Source organism: Spirosoma radiotolerans, from assembly GCF_000974425.1.
GTDB lineage: Bacteria > Bacteroidota > Bacteroidia > Cytophagales > Spirosomataceae > Spirosoma > Spirosoma radiotolerans.
This window is the reverse complement of sequence record NZ_CP010429.1, coordinates 6645808-6666844: the sequence shown is the minus strand read 5'-3', so window position 1 is coordinate 6666844 and position 21037 is coordinate 6645808. Positions and strand designations below refer to the sequence as shown.

General features: G+C 48.8%; 18 protein-coding genes. 9 read left to right on the top strand and 9 right to left on the bottom strand.

The window, feature by feature from the left end; translation table 11 throughout:
• Positions 1–81: 81 nt before the first annotated feature.
• Together SD10_RS27205 and SD10_RS27200 are read right to left on the bottom strand one after the other, a co-directional pair.
• Positions 82–3159 (bottom strand): PVC-type heme-binding CxxCH protein, encoded by a 3078-nt coding sequence (locus tag SD10_RS27205; protein WP_046578442.1) that lies wholly within the window; start codon positions 3157–3159, stop codon positions 82–84.
• Between the two features lie 125 nt (positions 3160–3284).
• On the bottom strand, positions 3285–4142 hold the full coding sequence (locus tag SD10_RS27200; protein WP_046578440.1) for a sugar phosphate isomerase/epimerase family protein: 858 nt from the start codon (positions 4140–4142) through the stop codon (positions 3285–3287).
• A gap of 225 nt (positions 4143–4367) precedes the next feature.
• Here SD10_RS27200 and SD10_RS27195 point away from each other — a divergent pair, with 225 nt between their 5' ends.
• The 8 genes from SD10_RS27195 (at position 4368) to SD10_RS27160 (ending at position 11117) form a co-directional block, all read left to right on the top strand.
• Positions 4368–4937: an RNA polymerase sigma factor gene (locus SD10_RS27195; RefSeq protein ID WP_046578438.1), complete on the top strand. Its 570-nt coding sequence runs from the start codon at positions 4368–4370 to the stop codon at positions 4935–4937.
• The gene (locus SD10_RS27190) at positions 4934–6547 is read left to right on the top strand and encodes an anti-sigma factor (RefSeq protein WP_148562520.1); all 1614 of its coding nucleotides are present in this window, start codon (positions 4934–4936) and stop codon (positions 6545–6547) included. The genes SD10_RS27195 and SD10_RS27190 overlap by 4 nt, the downstream gene beginning before the upstream one ends.
• Positions 6548–6559: 12 nt before the next feature.
• Positions 6560–7033 carry a hypothetical protein gene (locus SD10_RS27185; RefSeq protein WP_046578434.1) on the top strand — a complete coding sequence of 158 codons (474 nt, stop codon included), beginning with the start codon at positions 6560–6562 and terminating at the stop codon, positions 7031–7033.
• Between the two features lie 55 nt (positions 7034–7088).
• Positions 7089–8342: a serpin family protein gene (locus SD10_RS27180; RefSeq protein WP_046580221.1), complete on the top strand. Its 1254-nt coding sequence runs from the start codon at positions 7089–7091 to the stop codon at positions 8340–8342.
• On the top strand, positions 8339–8782 hold the full coding sequence (locus SD10_RS27175; RefSeq protein ID WP_046578433.1) for an META domain-containing protein: 444 nt from the start codon (positions 8339–8341) through the stop codon (positions 8780–8782). The genes SD10_RS27180 and SD10_RS27175 overlap by 4 nt, the downstream gene beginning before the upstream one ends.
• A gap of 191 nt (positions 8783–8973) precedes the next feature.
• Complete coding sequence (locus SD10_RS27170) at positions 8974–10260, top strand: LVIVD repeat-containing protein (protein ID WP_046578431.1); 1287 nt, start codon at positions 8974–8976, stop codon at positions 10258–10260.
• An 8-nt stretch (positions 10261–10268) separates the two neighbouring features.
• Positions 10269–10850, top strand: a complete 582-nt coding sequence (locus SD10_RS27165) for a hypothetical protein (protein WP_046578426.1) — start codon at positions 10269–10271, stop codon at positions 10848–10850.
• A 69-nt stretch (positions 10851–10919) separates the two neighbouring features.
• Positions 10920–11117, top strand: coding sequence for a hypothetical protein (locus SD10_RS27160; RefSeq protein ID WP_148562519.1), 198 nt, complete (start codon positions 10920–10922; stop codon positions 11115–11117).
• 95 nt (positions 11118–11212) lie between these two features.
• On the opposite strand, the gene typA is transcribed toward SD10_RS27160, so the two are convergent.
• Positions 11213–13027 (bottom strand): translational GTPase TypA, encoded by a 1815-nt coding sequence (gene typA, locus SD10_RS27155; protein WP_046580219.1) that lies wholly within the window; start codon positions 13025–13027, stop codon positions 11213–11215.
• A 261-nt stretch (positions 13028–13288) separates the two neighbouring features.
• Positions 13289–13489, bottom strand: a complete 201-nt coding sequence (locus SD10_RS27150; protein WP_046578424.1) for a hypothetical protein — start codon at positions 13487–13489, stop codon at positions 13289–13291.
• Between the two features lie 68 nt (positions 13490–13557).
• Between SD10_RS27150 and SD10_RS27145 the strand changes: the two genes are divergently transcribed.
• A complete protein-coding gene (locus SD10_RS27145; RefSeq protein ID WP_046578423.1) occupies positions 13558–13989 on the top strand; it encodes a gamma-glutamylcyclotransferase family protein in 432 nt (143 codons plus the stop codon).
• 75 nt (positions 13990–14064) lie between these two features.
• Here the strand turns inward: SD10_RS27145 and SD10_RS27140 are convergent, their stop codons facing one another.
• The 5 genes from SD10_RS27140 to SD10_RS27120 form a co-directional block, all read right to left on the bottom strand.
• Positions 14065–14382, bottom strand: coding sequence for a hypothetical protein (locus SD10_RS27140; protein WP_082111700.1), 318 nt, complete (start codon positions 14380–14382; stop codon positions 14065–14067).
• An 84-nt stretch (positions 14383–14466) separates the two neighbouring features.
• Positions 14467–14907: a hypothetical protein gene (locus tag SD10_RS28955; RefSeq protein ID WP_052731307.1), complete on the bottom strand. Its 441-nt coding sequence runs from the start codon at positions 14905–14907 to the stop codon at positions 14467–14469.
• Positions 14908–15087: 180 nt separating this feature from the next.
• Positions 15088–15954, bottom strand: a complete 867-nt coding sequence (locus tag SD10_RS27130; RefSeq protein ID WP_046578421.1) for a dienelactone hydrolase family protein — start codon at positions 15952–15954, stop codon at positions 15088–15090.
• Positions 15955–16013: 59 nt separating this feature from the next.
• Entirely contained in the window at positions 16014–17294 is a 1281-nt protein-coding gene (locus SD10_RS27125) for a metallophosphoesterase (protein WP_046578420.1), read from the bottom strand.
• A 303-nt stretch (positions 17295–17597) separates the two neighbouring features.
• Positions 17598–21032 (bottom strand): efflux RND transporter permease subunit, encoded by a 3435-nt coding sequence (locus tag SD10_RS27120; protein ID WP_046578419.1) that lies wholly within the window; start codon positions 21030–21032, stop codon positions 17598–17600.
• Between the last annotated feature and the right edge of the window lie 5 nt (positions 21033–21037).

Sequence of the window (21037 nt, the reverse complement as noted above, 5' to 3'; positions counted from 1 at the left end):
AGCTTACATGACACCTGGCGCAGATCGGATGGCACAAGACTGGAGCCAGCGTGGCCCAGCCTTGCGCCATCCGATTATAAACTACTGCTTCAATAGAAAAGCTGTTAAATCGGCCAGTTGCTGGTTACTGAGGCCCATTGCAACAGGGTCGGGCATGAGGCTGCTCTTGTACTGGCGACGCGAAAAAATGTCGGCGGTTGGAATGGCGTGCTTCTGGCCTTTTATTCCTTTCACCACAACGGATTGCTCGCCATCACTGACCAGAAACCCGTAAAATGTCTGGCCTTTTTTGGTCGTAATCAGCCAGGGCTCATACCCAAAAGCAATGCCCGCACTCGGATGGACAATGGCATCCAGCAAACTATTTTTATCGAACTTCTGATGAATAGTTGTTAGCTCCGGGCCAACATCGTTGCCCTGCTGCCCATGTCGGTGGCACGTCGCACAATTGGTTCTAAACACCGCTCTACCCGATTTTTCATCACCCGGCAGCATGGCAATTTGCGCAATGAGCGGGTCTGAACTAGTTGCTACGCTGGTCGTGACATCAGCCGGTTTGGCAGGAGTTGATTCAACAGCGGTTGGTTGAACCGGTTTTGCACTAACAGAGGTCGTTTCTACGACAGCCGGAGCCTCTTGTTTTATGGCAAAATATTCTTTTGCCATCGTCCGGACGTTCTGATCCGGGTTTTTCAGAATCGTTGGCGTTACGGCTTTTATCAATTTGTTCGACAGCTTTTTATCGGCCGCTAAGCCAACCAGAATCTGGCCACCCTCGGGATCGCGGGCCATTTCCAACGCAATCTTTCGCTTTTCAGCATCGGTTTTATATTCGTCTAATAGAATCTGTCGGTTAGCCAGCATTTTCTGCTCACTCGCAGACACTTGTGTGGGCATGATCTCTTCCCAGTTCAGGAGCTTGGCCCAATCATTACCCCGCCGAAAACCCATCCAGTAGGTGGCCTGATCAGCAACGTCTTTATCGGCCGATTGTGACAAATCGACCATGGCCAACGCAGCAGCTTTACTTTTGATAAAGCCAAGCGTGACAATAGCCTGCTTGCGGGCTTCGGGCGTGAGCGACGGACTATCGGCGCGCTTTTTCAACATGGGTACAGCCGATGGCGGATGCAGCTCCCAGACAATGTCGGCGGTTTTTTGATCCCATTTCGTAGGATCTTCCGGCATAGTCTGACGAAGTTCAAAAAACAAGGCCTCTTCTTTCCCATCAGCGGCCTCACCAAGCGCATTGAGATACCATCGATCCTGTCCATCATATCCCTTCACCAGGTTGATAAGCATGTATTTGCACTCATCGAACGGAACATCCCGTAGGGCAATGGCCACTTCGCGCCGGACAGCCGCACTCCGGTCAACAGACAGGTTGCCCATCAGTGGCAACAGAGCCCGTTGGGAAGCTGTCAGGGCCGGAATGGATTTAGAATTTTCGGGCGTAATGCTCCGTAAGGCCCGCAACGCCGTAATCCTAACCGGTGCATCAACGGCCTTCAACAAGCGTTCGACTTCAAATTGGCCCTCGGCACCCAATTGAGCCAGCAGGAAAATAGCCCGTGAGCGGTGATACGGATTAGGCGAGGACAGTAACGCCATAACTGGCTCTACCACTTTTTCTCCCTGTTCGGCAAGAGCCTCGAAGCCAAGCATTCGAACGTTTACAGCTGGGTTCAGAAGAGCCGCAATTTGTCCCTGTGTGGTACGCAGGTCTATTTTAGGCGTTTTCAGGTTTTTACCTTTAGGCGTAATGCGATAAATACGGCCATAGCCTTTACTATCCTGCATCTGATGGCCACCAACAACGGGGTCATACCAGTCCGCAATGTAGATGGCTCCATCCGTACCAACGGCTACGTCGCTGGGGCGGAACCATTTGCGAGGATCATTCGTGGCAGCATCCCACTTGTAGTTGGTATCTACTTCCGGAAAAGTACTGATAAAATCAGTCCGGGGAAGTCGAAATCCAGCACCTACGGGCTCTGGCTTGTAGCTGAAAATCACATTTCGGCCGGCTTCGGCACTCAACAGCATGCCCCGGTACTGCGGGCCAAGCTCATCGCCTTCGTACATAACCATGCCTGTAGGCGATCCTGCTCCCGAAATATCACCAGCAGGCATCACACCAGGATCTTCCTGATGCCAGTGAGCAACCGGTATTGGCTGGCCCGGCCGTTGATCGCCCTGCCAGTAACGGGTTCCATCGCTGCTGAAATACCCGGCATTGGCACCTTCCATCAAAAAGCTGGTGCGGCAGGCCACAACCTGATCGTCGTTGTCATTCTGCCACATGTTGCCATAGGAGTCCAGCGCGGTTTCGTAGTTGTTGCGGAAGTTATGCGCCATCACTTTCAGGTTAGAGCCATCAGGGTCGATGCGCAGTGCCATGCCACCCGTCCAGACACGCCCGTCATCGCTCACCTGATTGCCGTGGTTAAGTTTGTTATAGGGCGTTCCACCAACATACAAACTCCCCGACCGGAGTGTCCAACCATCCTTATCGGTCACAACGTGTGGACCGGCGTTTCCGGTGTTGAAGTAATATTTGCCGTCGGGACCGGCTACCACCGCATGAAGCGCGTGGTCGTGGTCCAGGCCGCCAAAACCGGTCAACATAATTTCTTTCTTATCGGGCTTATCGTCGCCGTTTTCGTCCGTATAAACAACGAGATTGGGGGCGCAGGAGACAATCACTTTGTTGCCAATGACAGCAATGCCCAAGGGCGACACTAGTTCCGGATCGGTTACGAATACCTTACTGTCATCCGCTTTTCCATCGCCGTTGGTATCTTCCAGGATAACAATCCGTTCCCCTTCGGGATGGTCTAGACGACGATCTGCTTTATTATTGAATTTTCGATAATTGACAGCTTCTGTAATCCACACCCGCCCTTTGGCGTCGATGTCCATGTTGGTCGGATTGTAAAACATGGGAGCTTCGGCCCAAAGCGTTGCTTCCAGATCGTTGGGCAGGTAGAGTGTATTGGAATCAGCGCCAACCACAATGCTTTTCTGCTGAGACGGTTCGTAGCCAGACGAAGGCACAACCAGGTGATTGCCCGGCCCGAACGTTGTACCAGCCAGATATAAGAATCCAAGCGTTGTGAAAACGACTGGAAGAGCGTGTAAAGAAAACGTTACCTTCATTTGTCAATATATAACTTAAAAACGGCTTGTTCCAGTCATTCCTGTTATCCTATCGGCGAACCAATCAGGAAGACATACTTACCCCTAATCAAATCCAAAAATCCCCAAACTGCCTTACCGAATCACTAGTTAAACAAACTCCGTACGATCTTATTATTCTCCACATAACTCTCCAGCATGGGCTTCCCTTTAGGAACGGCTCCTTCTATATGGAGCCAGCCTGCATAGCCAATCTCATCCAGTGTTTTCCGCACTTCGGGCAAGTTAACCTTGCCCTGCCCTAACAGATAGCCGTTTTCTTTCAGATGAACTTCGCAGATTCGCTCCTTACCCAACGTGCGCATTTCCTTAAAGATATCGTATCCCATATCCGACGCATTACAGACATCATAATAAATCTTGACTGCAGGCGAGTTCACCGCATCCTGAATGGCCATAAGTTCAGGCGCCGACAACCACGACTCAATGCCCAACACGACACCCGCCTTTTCGGCTTTTGGGGCAACGGCTTTCAATCGGTCGATAACGACTTTTGTACCCTGCGGATCGTTTCTTAGGTCATTGTTGGAGAAGAACGCCAGCAACACGTTTTTTACGCCAAGGGCTTTGGCGACGTCAACGCTATCCTGCACCCAAATTTCTGCACGGGAGTCTGATTTGTACGGAATTGTGTTGAGCAGGCCAATCGCTAACCCACCAATCTGAACATCCGCCTGACGAGCCGCATCAATGTACGCCCGCTGCATGTCTGGTTTTCGCAGGTGATCGTGATCCGAAGCCGTGTTCAGGCTTACCTGTACGCCATCGAGCCCAATTTGTTTCGCTATGCCAAATGCCTTTATATCGCCCGCCGGGCCAATGGACCAGTCGCAGGCACCAATCTGAAATCCGGCTTTACCTATTTTTGTGCTAGAAAAAGCCGGATACGATAACGCTGTTAAGCCAGCGCCAACTGAGTACCGTATGGCATCTCGACGGGTCATGGGGACGATTGGTTAGGTTCTCAAAGATACGTATCTAAAAAATATCCAACATTAACTACCTTAAAACTACGATCACCCTTTTTCATGTAATCAGAACCTTACCTGTGTTAACCATACACTAACGAATCACCGAGTAATGAGCAAGCTGTGCAGAATTATGAATTTTTTTTAAAAGACTTACAACGGTTTGATGGCAAATGAGGTCATTGATGAGTCAACGTTGCTATGCAGGATGAATACGAATTAGTTGAAGGGTGCCGACGGCAGGACCGAATTGTGCAGCGACAGCTCTATGAGCGGTTTGCCGGGAAGCTCTTTGTCGTCTGTAAACGATATATACGTGACCCGGAAGAAGCGGAAGACATTTTGCAGGATGCATTTGTGAAAATTTACCGGCACATCGATTCTTTTCGGTTCGAGTGCCCACTGGAAGCCTGGTTAAAACGAATCGTTATCAATACAGCTCTAAAAGCCATACGCAAACAGAAGCCGTGGGAAAATACCGCCGATGTGCAGGAACTGGCACCGACATTACCCCAAGCTGATGAAAGTTTGCCCGCGCTGAATTATCAATATCTGTTGCAACTAATTCAGGAATTGCCACCCGGCTGCCGGGCGGTCTTTAACCTGTACGCGATTGAAGGGTATAATCATCCCGAAATTGCAGAGATGCTCGATATAGCAGAAGGTACGTCCAAATCACAGTATTCAAGGGCCCGAGGCCTTTTACAACAAAAGATACAAGCTGATAAACGGTTTGCCGATGGGCACCCCGCCCAAGGTCGACCACTTTGAACGACAATACTAAAATGGATGAATTAGACAAGAACTTACCCGACGACTTCTGGCGAAAGACATTTGAGGACGCGTCTGAAGCGCCACCACCACGCGTCTGGGCCACCATTGAGCAACGTCTGGATGAATCCAGCGGGCCGAAGGTTTTACCGCTCTGGGGAACGGGACCGGCCTCGTCGCGGATATTAATTTGGGGATCGGGGATCGCGGCTGCGGTGGCTTTGCTATTTGTTGGCTGGTGGGCCGTTAACTCTCAATCGACGACACAATCTGTAACGCAGGTGCAACCCGTTAATCAGGCCAATCACATAGCTGACTCACGTAGCCAGCCATCGGAGTCAACGGCTACTTTACCGGCTGACAACGCACGTCCTGCTCAGGCCGACGCGGCTGTGTCCACCACAACTAAACTCGTAGCGAAATCAGGACAACCGATTGATGGCTCAGAAATCCAGTCGGCAAACAAAGCCTCACACGATGCACAGCCATTGCTTGCCCAAACCTATCCAAACTTATCGCGTGATATTCATTCCAGAAATGTTCCAGCCGTTTTATCGGCTGCCTCAACGGCGATACGGACCATGGAGAGCCCGGAATCCGGATTTTCCTCACGCTCAGCGGCAGCGGCTTCCTATACATCGGGTGGCCGCTCTTTTACAGCCAATGACGTCGTAGATCAAAATGCCGTTGTCGCGTTTAATAAACTGAACGGAAAGCCGATGCGTATGCGCAGACTGGGCTCTATTCAGCGGATAGTCTGGATTCGACCGGTGGAGATTGTGACAGAGCCAGAAATTAATAAATCGAAGCGCCAACCGCGGGAATTGTGGGCGTCGGTGAGTATGATGCCGGGATCGTTTAATCCAATGGTATCCGTGCGACCCGTGCAATCATCCTTTTCAAACACGGCGGTGGCATCGGCAAATGTACCCACCCATTCGTCGGTTAATAGCCGGGCAAACTACTCCGTGGCTTATCAGGCAGGGGCGGGCGTACAACTAAACGACCGTTGGTCGGTTGAATCAGGAATAGGCTATCTGTCGGGACATGCGACCGTCGAGACATCGGGACAATACTTGACGACGGGTCAAATGGATCTGCTGGCGAACCGTATTGGAACGGGTAGCAATGCTTACATTGATGCGCTCCGCAATAGTTCACAGACGGTTAAGTCGGCCAACAGCGCTCCACAGGCTAGCTATAACAACATAGCATATGTATCTCCTTCGTACGTACCCTCATCAAACCAGAATCTGCAAACAGTGAACAATGACTACCAGTATGTACAGGTTCCTGTTCAGGTGGGCTATCAATTACGGCCTCGCAAGAAATTGAGCATGGCCGTAATTGGAGGGATTTTAACCAACATTTTCGTTAAGAACACCGTGGGCGATGCACTGGTTGTAACGAACAAAGACGGCGTATATCGGCCTGTATCCCTGGCCGCGACGATGGGTGCCCGGCTACGGTACCGGCCTTCGCGCCAATGGTCGGCGTCGGTGGCGGGTGTGTATCAGCCTTCGCTCGAATCGAGCACAAAATCCGATGCGCAGGTACAAGGCCATCCGACCTCAGCGGGTATGAGCTTTGGTGTCGATTATCACTTTTAGTCCTTTATAACTATGAAACTGACGGGTATTCCCCTACTGTTTTTGATGATTCTGGGGCGGTGCAATCCAACTACCGTCTCCTCGGGAGAACGAACATCGACCGATGCGCTAACCATACGCACAGGTTCCTCTTTTGGTATGTGCGTTGGGTATTGCGTAAAAGACTATGTTCTCAACGGAACCAGCTTGGATCTAACCATGATCAGCCGCAGTAAAACACAGACGTCGCCCAAAACCTGTCAGAAAACGATCAGCCAGGAAAGTTGGGATTCCCTGAAAGCGCTGGCTGATCTAGCCGCGTTCAGTAAGCAACCCGAACGGTTGGGTTGCCCCGATTGTGCCGACGGCGGTGCCGAATACATTGAGTTACAAGTCGGTGATCAAAAACACCGGGTAACGTTTGAGTATGGTCAGACGATTCCGGGGTTCGAATCGCTGGTGAACGAACTACGTAGTCAGCGGAAGGCCTTTGACGAATGCCCATAAGGGTGAAGAATACCGGGAATTGTTAAATCAGTTGAAAGCTTATCCAGCTATTCCTATGAAACTGTCTCTTTTTTCCATAACGGCCGCTACTACTGTTAGCATGCTGCTGACAGCCATTAGCTGTAATACCTCATCGGTTACACCAAACGCGAATACACCCAGCGAACTGCGGGTATCGGCGCCTTTTACTGACCAAACCACCCAATTTTCCTTCGATTTGGCGAAGCAGGTAAACGCGCAAGAGGGCCATACTAAAAATGTATTTATCTCGCCCATAAGCCTTCACATTGCCCTGGGCATGATTATGAATGGGGCCAACGGACAAACGGCGCAGGAAATTCAGAAAACGCTGCATCTGGACGCCCAAACGCTGGCCGAAGCCAATGCAACCTACAACAATCTGATGACGAACCTACCTATGGTCGATTCAAAGGTTACAATAACCCTGGCGAACTCGGTTTGGTATCGGAATACGTTTTCGGTCGAGAACTCCTTTCAGAATTTGTTGAAACAGACGTTTAACGCTGAGGTATCGGCGCAGGATTTTACAAATCCGGCCACCGTGAACACCATTAACAACTGGGCCAGTCAGAAAACGAATGGGAAAATTCCGAAGGTAATAGATCAGATACAGCCCGACAATGTCATGTTTTTACTGAATGCTCTGTATTTCAAAGGAGATTGGCAAACTCGGTTTGATGCGGCTAAAACCATCGACTCGCCCTTCAAGCTGGTAACCGATGCGACCACAAATGTCCGCATGATGCGCCTTAACAGCCAATTGAACCGGGCTTTTCGGGCTACTTACACCGCTTTTGAACTCCCCTATGGCGCTGCCCGTACAGATGGACCTGGCTACGTAATGACCGTTCTGCTTCCCGCCGAAAGCACTACAGCTGATGCCGTTATCAATAACATGACCAGTTCGGACTGGGCTCAGCTACAAAAAGACATGACGCTGGGTATGTTGGATATCGGCTTACCCAAGTTCACACTCAACTACGAAATCAACCTGAACAAGGCACTCACGACAATGGGTATGCCGACGGCCTTTACCGATCGCGCTGATTTTACAAATATTAACAACAAAGGCGGCCTGACGCTGAGTTTTGTGAAACAAAACACCTTTGTGGCTGTGGATGAGCAGGGTACCGAAGCAGCTGCGGTTACAACGGGGGGCATCTCAACCACATCAGTGCAGCTGCCAACGCTTTGCAATCGGCCATTTGTGTTCGTTATTCATGAAAAAAGCACAGGAACTGTGTTATTTGTCGGTAAAATCGCGGATCCGACTAAAACCAGTTCATGAAAAACAGACCGATTGTTTTCCTGCTACTTCTGTTACTAACCAGTCAGTGTAGCCAGAAAGAAGCCACAGTAGCGCCGAAAATAGCGACGTTGATTGGTACCTGGAAGCTTGTTCAACCCGATTCTTCCTATGCCGTGACCCTGCAATTTGCTTACGATTCGGCTAACCCACCGCACGATATTACACCCTTTCTGGCCAGTGGAAAAGCATCAGTGAATACGTATACGCTTCGGTTATTTGCCACGCTGGATGGCGTGTTGGTCGCGGAAAACCTGGCTAGTACGCAAGTAGCCGGGTCGCCCGAAGCGATGTCGTTTGAACAGGCATACTTTACAAATCTGAAAGCTGCCGTTCGCTACGAAGTGACAACGAATGACCAATTACGCCTTTACCACGGCGGGGCGCAACCGCATGTGATGGTGTATGAACGAATGAAATAGACGCATGTGCTTTCCGTAGACTTGCCTGCCCCTTTTCTACGGATTCATACCAACGATAATAATTGCTAACTTTTTGTGTAAGATCAATATTGCCCGGCCGTAATCAAGACAGCCGGGCAATTTTTTCGATCTGATTTACAACGCTTTTACAGTCTACAGAATCTTAGTCACAAACCCTACTACATGTGCCTATGAAAACGAACCGTCTACTTCTTCTTGTACTCCCGTTTTTATCGCTGGCGGGGTGCACGGACAATTGCAAAGAAACCCGGACGTTCCGGCGTTATTCACCCGTTACGTTCACAGCCAATCAACTCCGGCAGGGCGTTCAAATCGTACCTCCCCAAGCCCTAGTAAACCCAGGTAAAATTTACACCAAAGATCAGTATCTGTTCATCAACGAACTAAAGGAGGGCATTCACATTATTGACAACCGCAATCCATCGGCCCCGACACCGGTTGCGTTTGTCCGAATTCCCGGTAACGGTGATATGGCTGTCCGCGACAATATTTTGTATGCGGATAGCTACATGGATTTGGTAGCGTTTGACATCAGCAATCCGGCGTCTATAAAGCCCATAAACCGGGTTCAGAACGTATTTCCCAGCGGATCGTTTGAGGGAGGATGGTGGAGCTTTGATAACACCAACCAGATGGTTTATGATCAGAAAGTTAGCTATGTAACCGAAACCGTTGACACAAATTGCGAAGAGAACGTTGGCCCAACTGCGGGATGGGTCACGGGGGTTTTCTTCAATGCACAGGCAAGCTCGGCGGGGTCCGATAAATCGTCGGGTAGCTCAACAACGAACGGCGTGGCCGGGTCAATGGCCCGCTTTGCTCTCTACAATGATTACCTCTATACGGTTAATCAATCGACGATGCAGTTGTTCGACATCAAAAATCCGGCTGAGCCGAAGGTTGGCAATGCCATACAAATGGGCTGGGGAATCGAGACGATTTTTCCGTACAAGGATAAGCTGTTTATTGGTTCGCAAACGGGCATGTTTATTTACGACAATACCAATCCGGAGAAACCCGAGCGCCTGTCGGTTTTTCAACACGCGCGCGTGTGCGATCCGGTCGTGGTTCATGATAATCTGGCTTATGTAACGCTGCGATCCGGCAATCAATGTGGTGGTTTCACAAACCAACTCGACATCGTAGATATTTCAGACCTGGCGAATCCGCGCCTGCTTAAGAGCTACCCAATGCGTAACCCGCATGGACTGGGCGTTGCCTACCCCAACTTGTTCATTTGTGAAGGCGCCTACGGCCTCAAATCGTTCGACATAGCGGACGCTATGAATGTGAAGCAATTGCAGCATATCGACGATTTAAACGCGTTCGATGTCATTCCGCTGGAAAAATCGTTGCTTATGATCGGTAAAGATGGTTTCTATCAGTTCGACGCTACTAATCCGCGTCAATTACGTCCGTTGAGCCATATCCCGATTAGTCGTCCATCTTATTACTGAACATCGGCATGAAACAACTTTATTTGTTGGTAACAAGCCTGTTTGTTTTCGGACAAACTTTAGGACAACCCGTTACTTATCGTCCCACATACGTCAACTATACGGAGTTAGGCGGGCTATTCGGGCGGGTGGCTTCTGGAGCAGCGACGGCGCAGGTAGTGGAAAACAAACTGAGCTTTACGGCACAAACCTTTAACGGCGTCCAGGTGAGTCGACGGGTAGCAGTTGGTGGCCTGGTGGGCATTGACTGGTATAAAGGGGCCTTGGTTATGCCAATTGGTGCCGGACTGCGTTTTGATTTTGCCAAGAACCCTTATCGGAATGTTCGTTTACTGGCCATTGCCGACGCTGGGTATGGCTTTACCTGGCTCAATAAAAGTTCTACCGGTTACGAACTAAAAGGTGGGTTAATGCTTAATCCGGGAGTAGCTTTACGGGTAGGTAAGCCATCGACAAATGCCTTTTTATTATCCATTACTTATAAACGGCAACTAGTAGATGTACAGAAACCTCTCTTCAGTAATGATATTCAACGGGATGAGCATAGAATTTACAACCGACTTTGTTTCCGGATGGGAGTCGCTTTTTGAAACAATTTCTTTCAACTTCTGTTAATAGCAACAGTAGACACATCATTCATGCATTCTACGCAATACATTATGAAAAAAATTGCCCTATCAGTTATTGGCGGTTCGCTGTTTGTAGCTGGTTATTATCATGTTCATCGGCATTCAGCTTATGTCGATACCAAGCCGACACAAACAGCACTTGAAACAACTGCGAAGCCTGCTACTGTATTTCCATTCAAAACGTTGCCTGCATTTGCGCTCAGAACGGATAAATACTTTACATTCTGAGATTGGATAGTTTAGCTTACAATATAAAAAGCCCAGCCTGAATGTTCAGGCTGGGCTTTTTATATTGTAAGCTACTCATTTCAGCTTTTAACTGATTAAGCCATCGCAAATTTGCTCTGGTTGCGTTTACGCTCGTTTTCGTCCAGGTAAATCTTACGAATCCGCATTGATTTCGGTGTTACCTCCAGATATTCATCTTTCTGAATATACTCCATGTTTTCTTCAAGTGAGAACGAGATTTTCGGAGCAATTTTCACGTTGTTATCCGAACCTGAAGCCCGCATATTTGTTAGCTGCTTCGCGGTTATTACGTTAACAACAATGTCGTTCTGACGATTGTGCTCGCCAATTACCTGACCCGTGTAAATTTCGTCACCTGGTTCGATAAAGAACGATCCACGATCTTGAAGTTTATCGATCGAATAAGCTGTTGCAGCACCACTTGTCATTGAAATCAATGAGCCGTTGATCCGCTCAGGAATGGGTCCTTTGTATTCCTGGTATTCTTTGAACCGGTGGCTCATAACGGCTTCCCCAAAGGTTGCCGTCAGAACGTTTGACCGCAAACCGATCAGACCACGCGATGGAATATCGAATTCCAGATGTTGCAGATCGCCTTTCGGTTCCATGATCAGCAGCTCACCCTTACGCTGGGTTGCCAATTCGATAACTTTTCCGGCGGTTTCTTCTGGAACGTCGACCACGAGGGTTTCGATTGGCTCCAGTCTACGACCATCTTCGTCTTCTTTGTACAACACCTGAGGCTGACCAACCTGCAATTCGTATCCTTCACGACGCATGGTTTCGATCAGAACGGACAAGTGAAGGATGCCCCGGCCATAAACCAGGAAGCGGTCTTCGCTGTCGGTTGATTCTACCCGTAACGCCAGGTTCTTTTCAATTTCTTTGTAGAGCCGATCACGCAAGTGGCGCGATGTAACAAACTTGCCTTCTTTACCGAAGAAGGGGGAATTGTTAATCGTGAACAACATGTTCATGGTTGGCTCATCTACCGAAATACGAGCGAGCGCTTCGGGCTGTTCAGCGTCGGTCAGTGTATCACCAATCTCAAACTCTTCAAGACCCGTGACGGCACAGATATCACCACACTGAACTTCAGTTACTTTCAGTTTACCAAGTCCTTCAAAGGTTTGTAATTCTTTGATTTTGACTTTTTTAATCGAACCATCTGATTTGACGAGGGCCATGTTAGCACCTTCTTTCAGCGTTCCACGGTGTACCCGTCCGATAGCAATCCGACCTACAAAGGCCGAATAATCCAGCGACGTGATCTGCATTTGTGGCAACCCTTCATTCATAGGTGCCGGTGGAATGTTGGCAACGATTGTGTCGAGCAGATAGGTAATGTTGTCAGTTGGGGTTTTCCAATCCGGACCCATCCAGCCTTGTTTGGACGAACCATAAACGGTTGGAAAATCCAGCTGATCTTCGGTAGCGCCGAGGTTAAACATCAAATCGAAAACCTGCTCGTGCACTTCATCAGGACGGCAGTTTTCTTTATCGACTTTGTTTACGATAACAATTGGCTTCAAACCTAGTTGCAGGGCTTTACCCAGTACGAAGCGAGTTTGTGGCATAGCCCCTTCAAAGGCATCGACCAGCAAACAGACACCATCGGCCATTTTCAAAACGCGCTCAACTTCACCACCAAAGTCACTGTGGCCTGGAGTATCGATGATGTTGATTTTAACATCTTTGTAGCGTACCGATACGTTTTTGGAAACGATCGTAATACCCCGTTCACGTTCGAGGTCGTTGTTGTCCAGGATTAAGTCACCAAATTCCTGGTTGTCCCGAAAGAGCTTGGACGCGTGAATAATCTTGTCGACCAGGGTCGTTTTGCCGTGGTCAACGTGAGCGATGATTGCTATATTGCGAATTGATTGCATACAAATGTTGTCAGAACCAGGCTTATCCCGATTCATTTGATTTTCATGATTTGATTGTATCAGCCTGAACCCTATTATAAGCAATCATGAAAATCATGAAAAATCAAATAAATTTTACCAGTTCACTGGTGTGGTTCAGATATTTCAAGCCGCAAAGGTACGAAATTTTACGCTGAAACACAGATTTTTACAAGTAATTTAACAAAAAAAGGCCCATTCAAGGGCCTGCCTATGATATTAGTACAATTTCTTAACAATTGCTTAATGGTTCGGACAGCCACAGCCGTTTTTCTTGCGGAAAAGTCCTGTGTTGAACAGCCCTCCGCGCTTAGGCTTATACCCTTTTCGTTTACGCCCGATAGCCGTTTGTTCCGTTGGGTTTTTAGACGCCATCGTTTCCAGCGGTACATTGACCAGCACCAGCGATGCCGCCATTAGCAGAATGATTTTTGTCCGTTTCATAACCTGTACATTTCCTACCTAACGTCAAATAACCTACTTTTATCGCACGGCCATCCATTTTTTATTAAATGACCTCTAATCCTGACTTCCTGATCGTTTACGGAACCCTCCGACCACCCTTCGACAACACATTTTCCCAGTACCTGCGCCAACGGGGTCGCTATGTGGGCGAAGGCTCCTTTACGGGCCAGTCATTCGACATGGGAAGTTATCCAGGAGCTGTTTATCAGGAAAACAGCGATACGCGTGTGCATGGTTCGGTCTTTGAAATTAGCAGCCAAAAAGAAGCCATACTAACTTATCTCGATTACTATGAAGGCGTGGGGGATCAGTTTGAACAACCTACGGAATATATCAGAGCAATCATTCCAGTTGAATTCAATGACACTACAACCGACTGCTGGATTTACCTGTATAATTTACAAACAGACGACAAACCTTTAATTGAGTCAGGTGACTATTCTGTACACATTGGTAAGCCTTTCAGTTGGCCTGCCTGAGTCATTTGGCAGTAAATGAAGAAGGGAATACGGTTTCAAAGCCATATTCCCTTCTACATTTAACTGGTTATAATTTTACCTTGGTCCACGAGAGCGACCACCACCACTATAACCACCTCCGCTGCGACCGCCACTGTAGCCGCCCCGTGGGCTACCGCCATAATAGCGGGGTGCTGGCGAATAATACCGAGGACGAACCACAACCGGCGGACGAACAACGACTGGTGGATTGTAGTAGCCGTAGGGCCTGTATCCATAGCCGTAATAAGGACGAGCACCATAATAGCCGGGACCATAACCACCACCCGTACTTACATAAGAAGGACCACAGCTAGTCATCAGAACAACTAATAAACCAGCTATCAGAAAGGGCAAGACTTTTATAGTTTTCATGATTTTTCGTTTTTAGTGTTAACGCATTGAACCACTACTTGTCACTTGAGAAAGGCGCTCAACCAGTCTCAGATATATAGTCACCTACCAGCGACGGCCGTAAATGCCCCGGTGACCACCGTGCCCAAACCCATATCCGTAATTGGGATAAGGTCTGACATAAACAGGAGGCCCTACCACAACCGGGGGCGGCACGACAACAACGCGGGGTGGCAATATGACAACCCGTTGACGGGATGGATACGGCTGACCATATTGATTATAAGGTCCGTATCCATTTGGATACGCTTGGCCATATCCGTTTGGATACCCCTGGTTATACCCGTTATTGTAGCCATTCGGATAGTTCTGGTTAGGATAACTCTGTCCGTACCCATTTCCATTTGGGTAGTTCTGATTATATCCGTTTCCATTTGGATACCCCTGTCCGTAACCGTTACCTGGTCCGTAAACCTGGCCAAAACTGACCGTAACTATACCGAGTAATAGTCCGGTTATAATTCCATTCAACTTCGTCGTTTTCATTGCTGTAGCAGGTTTCCACCCGATTTGTTGGTTAGACAAATCATAAGCTTCAGCGTTTAATTAAAACGTGGAAATACTGGTTAAAGTTTTATTAAAAGCCCAACCGGTATATAACAGTAAGTGGCTGGTGAATACAACGTGTATTCACCAGCCACTTACTAACTGCAACTTACTTATTTTTTATGCCTTCAGCTTATCTTTCAGGTAAGCCAGCGCCAATTTATAGGCATCGGCAGCGGCTTCTTTGTTGTAAACAGGGTTGCTTGGGTTTGCGAAACCATGCCCAGCATCATACATCTTCACCGTTACTTTTTCGCCAGCTTTTGCCATATTCTCTTCGAATGTTTTGACAGACTCCGGTGTAATGCCTTTATCCTGACTGCCGAAGAATCCCAGCACATCTGTGTTAAGTGTTTTCAGCTTTTCGACGTCCTGCTCTGGCCGACCGTAATACATGACACATCCTTTAGCCTGTTTTCCTTCCAGCATAGCCGACTGCAGCGATAACATGCCGCCAAAACACCAGCCAACACTCGCAAACTCCGCTTTAGGTCCTGCGTAGGCAATAGCTCCTTTCTGAATGCTCATGAGCCGGTCTTTGCTGGCTCCCTGCATCAATTTGCCCGCTTCAGATGGCTCCGTAGCTACTTTACCATCATACATATCAACCGCCAGCACGTTCACGTCTTTGAGATCATTGTAAAACGTTTCTGACTGCTGTTTAATGTTGTCGTTCAGGCCCCACCATTCCTGATAGACCAGGAGCCATTTGTTCGATGGCTTTTTGGCTTTCAACAGAAATCCGTTTGCTGACTGCCCATCCGGCGTCGAGAATTTGATCATCTCACCCGCACCCATGTAGGTGAAAGGAAGAGGGGCTTCATGAAGCCGCTGGAAAGCAGGATCAGCCGCCATAGCCGACATGTCGTTTCCCGGTGAATCGGTCGTGTGACAGAGTGGGATGGCTGTTTCCTGGGGCTGTGCTGGTTTCAGGTACGAAAACAGCGACATCAAAAAGGATAGTCCTGTAATAAATACAATTTTCATAATGTATGTGATGGTTTATCGAGTAGGGTAACTGAATGAGTAGGCAATTAGTTAGTCGATCAAGCTTTCACCAATTCAAAAATAGTGATCTCCGGCAAAATACCGACTCGACCCGGATAGCCAATATAGCCGTATCCACGGTTTACATACAGGCGCTGGTCACCATCCTGGTATAAACCTGCCCACTGCTTGTAAAAATACTGTGCCGGGCTCCATTTCACATCGCCCAAGTCAACGCCAAACTGAGCACCGTGGGTATGACCACTAAACTGAACATCTATATCCGGGAATTTTGGGCGAACTTCGGCATCCCAGTGCGTGGGATCGTGGGAAAGGAGGAGTTTGACAGGGTAATCCTTCGTGCCTTCATAAGCTTTTGCCAAGTTACCAGCCCGTAAGGCCGCCGGGCCAAAACCAAGATTCTGAACCCCAATCAGCGCGATTTTGTCGCCGTTCTGCTCCAGAATCTTGTTCTCATCCATCAGTATGTTCCAACCCATCTGCTTGTGAGCGGCCACTACATTCATCACATTCTGACGTTCGGCCTGAACGCTTGGCCACTGCACGTACTTGCCGTAATCATGATTGCCTAAGGTTGAGTAAACGCCCATAGGCGCCTTTACTTTATTGAATACGTCGATGTAGCTATTTACCTCTTCAGCATGGCTGTTGACCAGATCACCGGTAAAAAACACCATGTCGGGTTTTTGGCCCAGGAGCATCTCGACGCCCCCCTTGACCGCCGTTTTGTTGAAAAAACTTCCGGAGTGAATATCCGAAATCTGGGCAATGGTCATGCCGTTGAAACCGGAAGGCAGGTTCTTAAGCGGTAACTTAATGCGCCGGATTCGGTAGTCGTGCGCCCCCGACAGAATGCCCCAGCTAAATCCGACCAGGGGTACGGCACCAACTACCAACGCCGTTTTCATCAGAAAATCGGATCGGGTAATGGTATCCGTAGCAGGCATGGTTTTGCGGGTCGTATCCTCAACGGCTTCGCGAACCTCGGGCTTGTAGAAAAGCGAAACAATCCACCGGAAGAACCGGCCAATGTCATCAATCAGAATAATTAGTACGGCGAAGATTTTCGAGAAATAAGGAATTGCGATAAACGCCCATAGAAACGTACGCGTGTTGCGGCTAATGGAGTCGGGCGGCAGCAGTTGCATAATAATATACAACAGCAATGAGATGGCGGTAAAGCCCCAGAAAGCGATGGTAATGATGCGCTGCGTACCTTCGGTAGCCGACCGACTGAGGGTTTTAACTGCCTGAAAAACATACCAGTCGATCAGGAGCAGAATAACAGGAAGTATGACAAATAAAGAAGTTCGATTCATGGAGTTTAGTTAGTATTTCTGCTGAAGCCAGAGATATGTGTTAAGATGTATTCGCATGTATGGATGTTGCCCCGCCCACACTGGTTCGACTGCCTAATTGTGAGCATAACCCAACAATGCTGGTACGTGTTCCAACTTGCGGATAGCGCTCTGAGAAAACCCTCTATTGGTGATAAAGTGGGCTTACGATCAGCGTCTATTTCAGCCTAAATGGCTCGCGAGTAGCTTTCTCTATAGTATTGCCCGAAACGAATAATGCCGACGGTTTTAGACCTGTCGGCATTATTTTGTTAACGCTGTTAGTTAAACCAGCTCTTCTTCCAGTTCCTCCTGACGTTCGAGTGCGGGGTCTTTCTTACCAAACCACTTCATCCGAATGCGCTCGTTGACCCAATACATACAGGGCACGATAACAAGCGTCAGGACGGTCGAAAATGTTAGTCCGAAAATGATCGTCCAGGCAAGAATGTTCCAGAATACGGAGCTATCACCACCGACGATGATGTGTGGATCGAAATTACGGAACAACCCAACAAAGTCTACGGTGATACCCAGCGCCAGCGGAATCAGGCCCAGTACGGCAGCCGAGGCCGTCAGCAACACGGGTGTTAACCGGATACCGCCCGCTTCAATGATGGCCTCACGCAGGGGAACGCCCCGACCGCGTAACTCTTCAATGAATTCGATCAGCAGAATACCGTTTTTCACCACAATACCGGCTAGCGCGATGATACCAACCCCTGACATGATGACGGAGAACTCTTTATTGAAAATAACAAACCCAAGCAACACGCCAATCAACGAGAACAGGATTGTAACGAAGATGATCAGCGGTTTTACCACCGAGTTAAATTGCGTAGCCATAATCAGGTAAATCAACAGCATGGCAATACCAAAGGCCGACACCAGGAAGTTCATTGATTCCTGCTGGTCTTCCTGTTCACCGCCCATTTTGAGCGTGTAGCCGTTTGGTACCTCAATGTCCTTGATCACCTGTTGGATTTGGGCCACAATCTCGTTCGCATTATAGCCTGGCACCACATCGGAACTCAACGTAACGAGCCGCTCCTGGTTTTTGCGGTTAATCTGGCTAAACGTCGTCGAATAACTGATATTCGTTACCGATGTAATCGGAACCTGCCGCAGTTGCCCCCCCATAACCATGTCGCGATACACAACGTTTAGGCTCAGCAACCGGTCGATCTGACTCCGGTCGTCGGGTTTCAGGCGAACCATGATTGGGTATTCGTCTTTGGCATCCCGGAATTTTGAGACTTCTGTACCAAACAAGGCTGTCCGAATGGCCATCGCTACCTGACCCGATGAGATGCCTTCCCGTTCAGCTTTCTCCCGGTCAATGTCAATCACGATTTCAGGCTTGTTGGTAATTAAATCCGACTTCAGCTGGTCGATTCCCTGAATTCCGGCCTGCGCAATTTTCAGGCGAACTTCTTTTTCCAGTTTCTTAAGCTCATCGAACTCTTCGCCCGCAATCTCAATCGCAATGGGTTTACCCGTTGGCGGTCCGTTGGATTCACGTTCTACTGAAAGTTCGCTGCCTGGCAAACCGCTCACGGCCACCCGAACCTTGCTCAACAGCGAATCCGTTGATATGCCGTGCCGTTCTTCATTTGGTTTAAACGCAATCGTGACCTTCGATTTCTGTGGAGTGGCCGAGCGATCAGGATTCATAGGATCACCAGCGTTCTTGCCAACGTTAGAAATAACCGAGTTTACAATATCAGTCGCCTTGTTCTCTTCCAGTACCTTAAATACCCGTTTTTCAATAACTTTGGTCACCGAATCCGTTACCCGGGCGTCGGTACCGATAGGCATTACGTTGTACACGTAGATATAATCCGGCTCACCACTTGGGAAGAAGAGGACTTTTGGCTTGGCAATTCCGGTGATAATGAAGGTCAGAATCAGCAAACCGAACGCGGCTACGATAGCCAGAACAGGCCGCCATCCGGTCAGTATCCACGATATTAACCGGCGGTAGCCGTTCTTAAGCGCAGGTAACATACTTTCCTGGAACGGCACAATCAGTTTCGGCGTCAACACGTAGTGATTGAATACGTACAGAATAATGAACAGGACAAACAGGTTGCCAATACCCCGGTCGATCACATAACCAACACCCGCCAGCACGGTCATAATCATAAGCGGCCGTTTGATTTCCTGGAAGCTCTGTTTGTCTTCGTGGTTATCATCTTCGTGCCGTTTCATGAACGTTACAGCGAAAACGGGGTTGATGACATAAGCCACGAACAAGGAAGCGAACAGCGTTAAGATAAGCGTTAGGGGCAAAAACTTCATAAATTCACCCACAATACCCGGCCAGAACAGGAGCGGAAAGAAAGGCGCAATGGTCGTTAGCGTTCCGGATAACACGGGTACGAATACCTCTCCGGCAGCCGCTTTCACAGCTTGTTTGATATCCCAGTCTTTGTTCTCATTGAAGAGTCGGTGTGAGTTTTCGATAACCACGATCGCGTCATCCACAACAAGTCCCAAACCAAGCAGAAAGGCAAAAAGCACCATCGTGTTCAAGGTAAACGAGGCCCCTACCAGCGGCCCCAGCACCGGCATCAAGACAAACGCGACCAGAGCCGACAAAGGAACCGATAGTCCGACGAAGATAGCATCGCGAACACCCATGAAGAACATGAGCACCAATACAACGAAGATGAAACCAAGAACAACCGTATTGATGAGGTCATTCACGTTTTCGCGCGTCCGCTCCGATTGATCGGCCGTGATTTTCACCTCCAGACCTTCCGGAAAACGGGTCTCTTTGTACTCTTCGATGGTTTTTTCGATGCGGTCGGCGGCCGAGATCAGGTTAGCACCCGCCCGTTTGATGACGTTCAGCGTAACAACCGATTTGTTATTCAACCGGGCAAAGTTCTGCTGTTCTTCAAAGTTGTCCCGCACTTCAGCAATGTCGCCAAGTTTAACGGTGGCGCCCGTAGCCGTACGAATTTGCAGGTTTTGAAGCTGCGCAACATCCGTAAATTCGCCTTTTACCCGCACCGTCCGGCGAACCCCGTCGATAGGTAATTCACCACCCGATACGTTGATATTTTCGCCCTGAATAGCCTGCTGAATATCGGAGAAAGCCAGACCGGCTGACTGCATACGAGGTAGATCGACGTTGATCTGTATTTCGCGTTCCAGCGCGCCGATGATGTCAACCCGGCGAATTTCGGGCATACCTTCAATCACATCCTGTAAATCTTCGGCATACTCTTTCAGTTGTTTCAGCGAGAAATTTCCGGCCATGTTCACGTTCATGATCGGCATTTCGGAGAAGTCAACATCCTGCGCCGTTGGCCCTGAATCAAGTTCCTGGGGCAGATCTGGCTTCGCCTTGTCGATGGCATCCCGAACGCGCTGTAAGGCATCCGACGATTGCACATCGGGGTTGAACTCAACCAGAATAACCGACACGTCCTGCAAGGCATTCGATTTGATGCGCTTCACCCCCGAAATAGACTTCAGTTGCTTTTCAATCTGCTTGTTGATCGTATTTTCAATGTCGGCCGGAGCGGTCCCTACATAAACGGTGTTGATATACACCTGGGGCACCTTAATATCCGGAAACTGCTCTTTAGGCAGGTTGTTGTACACGAACAGCCCACCCAGTGTAATCAGGAAGGTGAAGATGTAAATCGCCGTTCGGTTCTCAACGCACCAGTTGGTGAATCCGAGGGTTTTATACTGTTCAAATTTCATAAAGA